At 33.2% G+C, this 7,135-nt stretch carries 7 protein-coding genes and 4 tRNA genes; 9 read left to right on the forward strand and 2 right to left on the reverse strand.

Annotated features, from left to right (window positions below; genetic code table 11):
- The first annotated feature begins 110 nt into the window (after positions 1-110).
- From CCUN_RS09445 to CCUN_RS09830, 5 genes are all read left to right on the forward strand, one after another.
- A complete protein-coding gene (locus CCUN_RS09445; protein WP_035175575.1) occupies positions 111-1,376 on the forward strand; it encodes an NTP/NDP exchange transporter in 1,266 nt (421 codons plus the stop codon).
- A gap of 55 nt (positions 1,377-1,431) precedes the next feature.
- Positions 1,432-2,415, forward strand: coding sequence for an aldo/keto reductase (locus tag CCUN_RS09450; protein ID WP_232087692.1), 984 nt, complete (start codon positions 1,432-1,434; stop codon positions 2,413-2,415).
- A 395-nt stretch (positions 2,416-2,810) separates the two neighbouring features.
- Complete coding sequence (locus CCUN_RS09455) at positions 2,811-3,239, forward strand: MerR family transcriptional regulator (RefSeq protein WP_027304899.1); 429 nt, start codon at positions 2,811-2,813, stop codon at positions 3,237-3,239.
- 22 nt (positions 3,240-3,261) lie between these two features.
- The gene (locus CCUN_RS09460; RefSeq protein ID WP_197548245.1) at positions 3,262-4,068 is read left to right on the forward strand and encodes a carboxymuconolactone decarboxylase family protein; all 807 of its coding nucleotides are present in this window, start codon (positions 3,262-3,264) and stop codon (positions 4,066-4,068) included.
- A 426-nt stretch (positions 4,069-4,494) separates the two neighbouring features.
- Positions 4,495-4,779: a hypothetical protein gene (locus tag CCUN_RS09830; protein ID WP_027304901.1), complete on the forward strand. Its 285-nt coding sequence runs from the start codon at positions 4,495-4,497 to the stop codon at positions 4,777-4,779.
- A gap of 102 nt (positions 4,780-4,881) precedes the next feature.
- On the opposite strand, the gene CCUN_RS09470 is transcribed toward CCUN_RS09830, so the two are convergent.
- Positions 4,882-4,958 (reverse strand) — tRNA-Met (locus CCUN_RS09470).
- Positions 4,959-5,067: 109 nt separating this feature from the next.
- Here CCUN_RS09470 and CCUN_RS09475 point away from each other — a divergent pair.
- The 4 genes from CCUN_RS09475 to CCUN_RS09490 all read left to right on the forward strand — a co-directional run bounded on the left by CCUN_RS09475 (position 5,068) and on the right by CCUN_RS09490 (position 6,293).
- A tRNA-Ser gene (locus CCUN_RS09475) sits at positions 5,068-5,155 on the forward strand.
- Positions 5,156-5,431: 276 nt separating this feature from the next.
- Positions 5,432-5,507, forward strand: a tRNA-Ala gene (locus CCUN_RS09480).
- Positions 5,508-5,509: 2 nt separating this feature from the next.
- A tRNA-Val gene (locus CCUN_RS09485) sits at positions 5,510-5,585 on the forward strand.
- Positions 5,586-5,663: 78 nt separating this feature from the next.
- Entirely contained in the window at positions 5,664-6,293 is a 630-nt protein-coding gene (locus tag CCUN_RS09490; protein ID WP_027304902.1) for a hypothetical protein, read from the forward strand.
- A gap of 228 nt (positions 6,294-6,521) precedes the next feature.
- On the opposite strand, the gene ruvC is transcribed toward CCUN_RS09490, so the two are convergent.
- Positions 6,522-7,001, reverse strand: coding sequence for a crossover junction endodeoxyribonuclease RuvC (ruvC, locus tag CCUN_RS09495; protein WP_027304903.1), 480 nt, complete (start codon positions 6,999-7,001; stop codon positions 6,522-6,524).
- Positions 7,002-7,135: the final 134 nt, after the last annotated feature.

Genomic DNA, 7,135 nt, shown 5'->3' on the forward strand with positions numbered 1-7,135 from the left:
GAGTGTGAAAAAGTGGATTGAATCGCTTGGGCTTTAAGTATTGTCAAATATAGAGCTGGACTGATATTAATGCAGTCATTTGTGGAGAATTTAAGGGGATAAGGAAGCAAATGAAAAATAAGATTTTGCAAATTTTGAGTGTCAAGGCAGAAGAGATTAAGCTTTTGTTGTTGAGTTTTTGCCTTATTTTTGCACTTTTTTGCTCGTATGCACTCTTGCGTCCTATGCGTGATGCACTCGGTTTGGAGGGCGGAGGAGAGGCGTTAAAATGGTTATTTTTAGCAACCTTCATTGTGATTATTGCTGTTTCCTTAGCCATGATGGTGCTTGCAAGTCGCGTAAAAAGGAAGCTTTATGTGGATTGTGTATTTTTGTTTTTTGCCCTAAATCTTGTGTTATTTTATGGAATTTTTTCTTTCTTAGACCATGATAGCTACGCTTTTGTGTGGCTCTCACGCATTTTTTATGTATGGGTGAGTGTTTTTAATCTTTTTATTTTTAGCACAGCTTGGAGTTTGCTTAGCGATATTTTTAGTAAAGAGAGAAGCAAAAGGCTTTTTGGAATCATTTCTGCGGGGGCGAGTTTGGGAAGCATTGCGGGGGCATCTTGGGCTGGATTTATGAGCTCAAATCTTGCGTTTTTGACATTTTGTTCTTTAATGTTGCTAGGAATCGGAATTGTCTTAAAAAACCTAATGATAAGAGAGATTGGCAAAAACGGCATGGATCAATCACTAGAACGTTTTGAAAAGCCCATCGGAGCACAGAATCCTTTTGCTGGATTCCACTCTATCGTGCAGTCAAAATTTCTCCTTGCACTCTGTGGCTTTGTCTTGCTTTTAACAAGCGTCTCTACATTTTTATATATGGAACAAGCACGGGTGATTAAAGAATTTTTTCCCACAAGAGAAATGCGTGTAGCAGCCTTTGCGAATATTGATTTAATCGTGCAAAGTGCGAGTTTGTTGATACAGCTTTTCTTGACAGCTAGAATCACAAAAATCTTTGGAATCACAAGTCTTTTAAGTCTTTTAGGATTCTGCATTGCACTTGGTTTTGTTGCTTTAGCCCTCTTGCATCCATCATTTTTGGCATTAGTGATTGTGATGAGTGCAAGGAGAATCGGAGAGTATGCACTCATTAGACCCGGAAGAGAAATGTTGTTTGTGCCTTTGAGTGCGGATTCAAAGTATAAGGTGAAAAATTTCATTGATACAGTGGTGTATCGCGGTGGCGATGCGATTTCTGCACAAGTTGAAGGAGCTTTAGCACACATAGGAATCGCATTTGTATTGTTTTGTGGTGCCTTTATTTCTTTTGTTTGGGGAATTTTGGGTGTATTCTTAGGAAAATGTTATGAAAAAGAAAAGTTTTAAATGCTAGAATTTTTTATAACATTTTTGTTTTAATCTTAATTTTAAAGGGGTCATAATGAAAAATCGTAGAGAGTTCGTAAAAATGGGTATTGGAGGCTTAGGCATGGCAATGTTTGCACCAAATGTGCTCTTTAGTGCAAATAGTTTAGAATCCCTAAAAGCTGCAAACAAGGGGAAAGAGGGCAGAGCTTTAAGCGAGAATTTTGTGCTTAATAATGGAATGAAGATTCCAAAAATCGGGCTTGGAGTGTGGAAAATTGATGATAATATTGTTGAGGATGTGATTGCAGAAGCCTTTAAAATAGGTTATCGCCATATTGATACCGCTCAAGCCTATGGTAACGAAAGGGGTGTTGGAGAGGCTGTGAGAAAGAGCAGACTTAAACGCGAGGAGATTTTTGTAACAAGCAAGATACGTGCCGAATACAAGGACTATAAGAGTGCTATGGAGTCTTTGGATAATTCTTTGCACACTATGGGGCTTAGTGAGATTGATTTGATGCTCATCCATAGTCCGCAGCCTTGGAGCAATTTTAGAGGGGGCGATTATTTTAGCGAGAATGTAGAGGTGTATCATGCACTTGAAGATGCGCTAAAATCAGGAAAAGTAAGGGCAATTGGCGTGAGTAATTTCCTAGAAAAAGATTTGGAAAATATCTTCAAAAACTGCTCAACCAAACCTGCTGTCAATCAGATTCTAACGCATATTGGAAATACGCCTTTTGATTTGATAGACTATTGCAAAGAGCAAGAAGTGCTTGTGGAGGCGTATTCGCCTATCGCACATGGCAGACTCACCAAAGATGCGAAAATCATACAGATGTCGCAAAAATATAATGTTACTCCTGCACAGCTTTGTGTGCGTTATGCACTTAGTATAGGAACTTTACCTTTGCCAAAGAGCAAGAATCCTGTGCATATTGCTCAAAATGCCGCTGTGGATTTTGAGTTGTCAAATGAAGATTTAGAGTTTCTTAAGAACTTTAATTTTAATGATTATGGTGAGTTTTCACACTATCCTTCTTTCAAAAAGCGTTAAACACACCTTAGAGCTGCAAACCTTGTTTTAGGTTTGCACTAGAATGGGAGCGTTAAAACGCGTCCTTGCTTTTATGATTTAAAATTATCTTTATGCACTTCACAGAGCCATTTAACGCTATTTGGGTCGCTGTGTGCATGGGGGGGGGTTTATTATTGTTTTTTACATACAATAAGAATAGATAAAAAATATATCACTCTTTATTGTCATTTTAGCTGGAATTAAATTGAGATAAAACCGCTTGAAATTTTTAATTTAACTTGCTTTATTAAAAAATGATTTGAATATTTTTTTATAAATCATTCAAATCCCCCTTGACAAACACTTAGTGTTATGCTGTATAATACTTTTTAAAATTTCAACCGAGCATTTAATTTTATTTTTCAAGGAAAACAATGTCTTATACTATCATAGAAGTTGAACGTAAAACAGGAATTGCATCAAGAAAATTAAGATTTTGGGCGGATAAAGGGCTTTTTCCTTTTTTAGAAAAAGACAAAAATGGGGTGAGGTATTTCAGTGAGCAAGATTTGCAATGGGTGATTTGGGTGAATTGTTTTAGGCAAATTGGTATGAGCATTCAAAATATTAAAAACTACATTGAACTTTGTATCAAAGGGGCTAATACTATGCAAGAAAGACTTGAAATTATATTGAATGAAAAACAAAAAATTATCAATCAAATTTCAGATTTGCAAAACATACTTGAAAAACTCGATTATAAAACCAAAGATTATAAAAATATGATTGCAGAAAATAAAGATAAATTCAATCCTGTAAGTAAGGATTATATCAAAACAAAGATTAAAAAACATAAAAATTAAAATCTCGATTTAAAGGACAAAGATGCAAAGAAGAAATTTTTTAAAAAAATCAGCTTTTGTTATGGCAGGAGCTTTAGGAGGAGTAAGTTTGCAAGCAAAACAAAATAAAAAAAACGAAAGAAAAGGCTTTGAAAATTTAATGCAAAATGACCCTGAATTTGCAAAATTTTTTGAATATTTTATTAAAGAGCAAGTTTCACAGCATAATGAACTAGATCCAAAAACCACTCTTCTTGTTAAACTTGCTGCTTTGATTGCGACAAGTAGCGTTAATCTTTACAAACAAACCCTTGATGAATGCTTGTTAAATGGTGGATTAGACGCTATAAGTGTTAAAGAACTTTTATATCAAAGTGTGCCATATATAGGCTTTGCTAAGGCTTTTGATTTTTTTAAAACAAGCAATGAAAGTCTCGTACACAAGGGAATAAAACTTCCTTTAGAAAAACAAGGCACAACAAAACCAGAAAATCGCTATGAAGAGGGGCTTAAAAAGCAAGTTGAAATTTTTGGTGAGGGCATCATCAAAGCCAACGAAAATGCTCCTAAGGATACAAGACATTTTAGGGAATTTTTATCAAGTAATTGTTTTGGGGATTATTATACAAGAAGGGGTTTGGATTTAAAAACCAGAGAATTGCTAACCTTTGTATTTATCGCATGTCTTGGAGGCTGTGAGCCTCAACTTAAGGCTCATACAATGGGGAATTTAAAATTAGGAAACCATAAAGGGATTTTAATCAGTGCTATCACGCAAATTTGCCCTCTCATTGGCTATCCTAGAACACTTAATGCTTTAAGCATTGTTGAAGAAAATACAAAATCTTAAAAACCAAACAAATGCTTAGTTTGGTTTTAAAATTTATGCTTGAGTAAAAAATGAAGGATTTTGTTTATAAAATTTAAGCCTTAAAGAAAGGGAATTGGCTCTTCTTTGCTGTGCAATTTTATTTGTATTTTCACTTTTTTTCAAGCTATGCAATTTTGCATCCTATTAGGGATTCTTTAGGGCTTGAAGGGGGAGAAGAAGAGCTTAAATGGCTTTAGCAACCTTTGTGGCAACCTTGCTTGGCTCATTTTTAGCAATGCTTACAAGCACAAAATTTAAAAGAAATTTTATATCAATGCAATTTTTATCTTTTTTTCAAGCAATCTCATGCTTTTTTTCATAGCCTTTATATTTTTTTCATCTCTAAAATCGTAAATTTTTTTTAGAATTCGCTCTTTACTTGGATTTTTAATCAGCTTTGGCTTTGTGATTCTTGCCTTAACTCACTCCGCTTTTTTCCCTTTAGTCTTTGTAAAACCCGGTAGGGAAATGCTTTTTGTGCCTCTTGATTCGGATTCAAAATACAAAGTCAAAGCTCTTTTAGACGCTTTAGTCTATCATAGCGGAGATACTATCTCATCGCAAATTGAAGGAGTGTTATCGAAAATAAGCGTCATTTTAATTTTAATGGTTGGGGCTTTTATATCTTTGATATGGGGAATTTTAGGGCTTTATTTAGCAAAAAACTATGAAAAAATGGATAAAAACTAACACACTCGAAGCAAAAATAAAAATTTATTATACTCCTTAATATATCTTTATATATGTAAAATTTCTATTAGAATATCAATGAGAGTGATTGAATCAGATTTATGGTGTCAAGGGGGAGACTTGAACTCCCGACCTCCGGCTTATGAGACCAGCGCTCTAACCAGCTGAGCTACCCTGACTTTTGAATGCAAAGTTTGATTATACTCTTTATTTACTAAAAATTTTCTGATTTATTAAAATTTTTCTTTTCATTTAAGCCTTTTATGCGGTATAATAACTCAATTTTATAGAGAGGTGTCCGAGTGGTTGAAGGAGCACGCCTGGAACGCGTGTAAAGTGAAAGCTTTCGAGGGTTCAAATCCCTTCCTCTCTGCCATTTTAATCTCAAAAATTTCAAATCAATCAAAAAACCATTTAAATATTTATTTATAATGTTTAAAATTCTCTGTATGCTTTATCTTTTAAAATTTTATAAGAACTTAAAACAAAAAATAAATTTTTTGAATGCAAAAAACCTATATTTTCAAAAATGAAAAGTTAAATTTATCAAAATTTTAGGTTTAAAAATTGCGTGTTTAAATCACAGCTCTTTGATGAATAAAATAAAATTTAAGCAAAATTAAGGCATAATTTTGTTTTATTGATAAATTTCGGGGCATTAGCTCAGCTGGGAGAGCACAACGCTGGCAGCGTTGGGGTCAGCGGTTCGAACCCGCTATGCTCCACCAAAGGTTCCGTAGCTCAGTTGGTAGAGCACTACCTTGACATGGTAGTGGTCGTTGGTTCAAGTCCAATCGGAGCCACCATTTTTATAAATTTTAGCAAATATTTTTATAAGAAAAATCTTGTTACAATAAGCTTTTTTATAATTAAAAAGGATTTTAATGTTAAAAGAATTATTAGATATTAAAAAAGAAATGGATCCTATTATTAAAGAGGCAAATGTCAAGCTTAATTCTTTAGCACGGGAAGTGATTGTGCGTAAAAAAGAATACGAAATTTATGGTCCTATGATTGATCGCGTCTATTTAGACAATGCTATTTATGTAAAAGTTATGTCAAGCGGAAGAGATACAAAAAACGATAAAGTTGATATAAAAACAGGATTTTATATGGTTTTTGTCGCTCCGGAAAAAGAAAGCACTAAAGACATTAAAAACAAACTTAAGGTAACTTACGAACAATTTGACAATAAATACATTTCTCAACTTATCAAATCCTGCCAAAGATTTAAAGAAATCATTTCTAAAACTCAAGCAACCTTAAGCAAGGCTTCTCATTTAAATGTTCAAGTTGAAACGAATTTGGGTGAAGCTTCATCGGCTCTTAAATTTAATATTAACATCAAATACACAAAAGAAAATCAAAAACTCACTCGAGAAAACATCAAATCTGCAGGAAGTTTTAGAGATACAAAAACTTATATTAACTTAATCGTAGAAAAAAGCACAGATTCTGCAATTTGTGAAAAATTGCTTGACGATGTTGAAAAATACTTCATCGGTGGGGGTTGATTTAAGAGCTTGATTTAAAGAATTTCAATCAAAACTGAAATAAATTCTAACAATTTATATCTTATGAGGGGTTTTGTATGATTTATCATTTTCAAATTTTACAAAAAACACTCACTTTGAAATCAATACAACAAATTTAAAACCATTGACTTTGAAAAATTCCAAATTCATTTATCTTAAATGAATTCTTTCTTAATCTTAAAGCTCTTTTAAAAGAGCTTTAAAAATTTATTTATATTTTGTCCTTAAATTTGCAGCATGAGTGAGTGCTACAGCAATGGCATCACTTATATCCAAAGGTTTAATATCTTTTGAAATTCCTAAAATTCTCTTCACCATAAAAGCCACTTGCTCCTTAGTCGCCTTAGCTTTGCCTGTAATGGTTTTTTTAATCTGCAAAGGAGTGTATTCACTAAATTCTCCATGAATTTGAAGAATCTTTAAACTCAAGGCTCCGCGAAATTGAGCAAGTTTTAAAACGGTTTTGGGATTATAAGCAAAGAAAATATCCTCCACAGCAACCTCATCGAAATGATATTGCTTAAATATCAAATCCATTCCTTCACAAAGCTCTGTAATTTGATATTGCAAAGTCGAGGGTTTAATTTTAATAAGCCCTGCTTCAATCAGTGAATTTTTATTTTGATTGACTTCAATGATAGCATAACCACAAAAACGAGAACCCGGATCCACTCCTAAAATTTTCACTCTTTTGCCCCTTTAATTTCACAGCTGTGAAATTCTTTATTGTGTGAAATTTTAACCTTTTTTTATAAATTTTAGGATAAAATTATAAGTTTATAAATCAAATTTATTAAAACTAAGCAAATTAAAGAGGAATG

Source organism: Campylobacter cuniculorum DSM 23162 = LMG 24588 (genome assembly GCF_002104335.1).
In the GTDB taxonomy this organism is placed as follows: Bacteria; Campylobacterota; Campylobacteria; order Campylobacterales; family Campylobacteraceae; genus Campylobacter_D; species Campylobacter_D cuniculorum.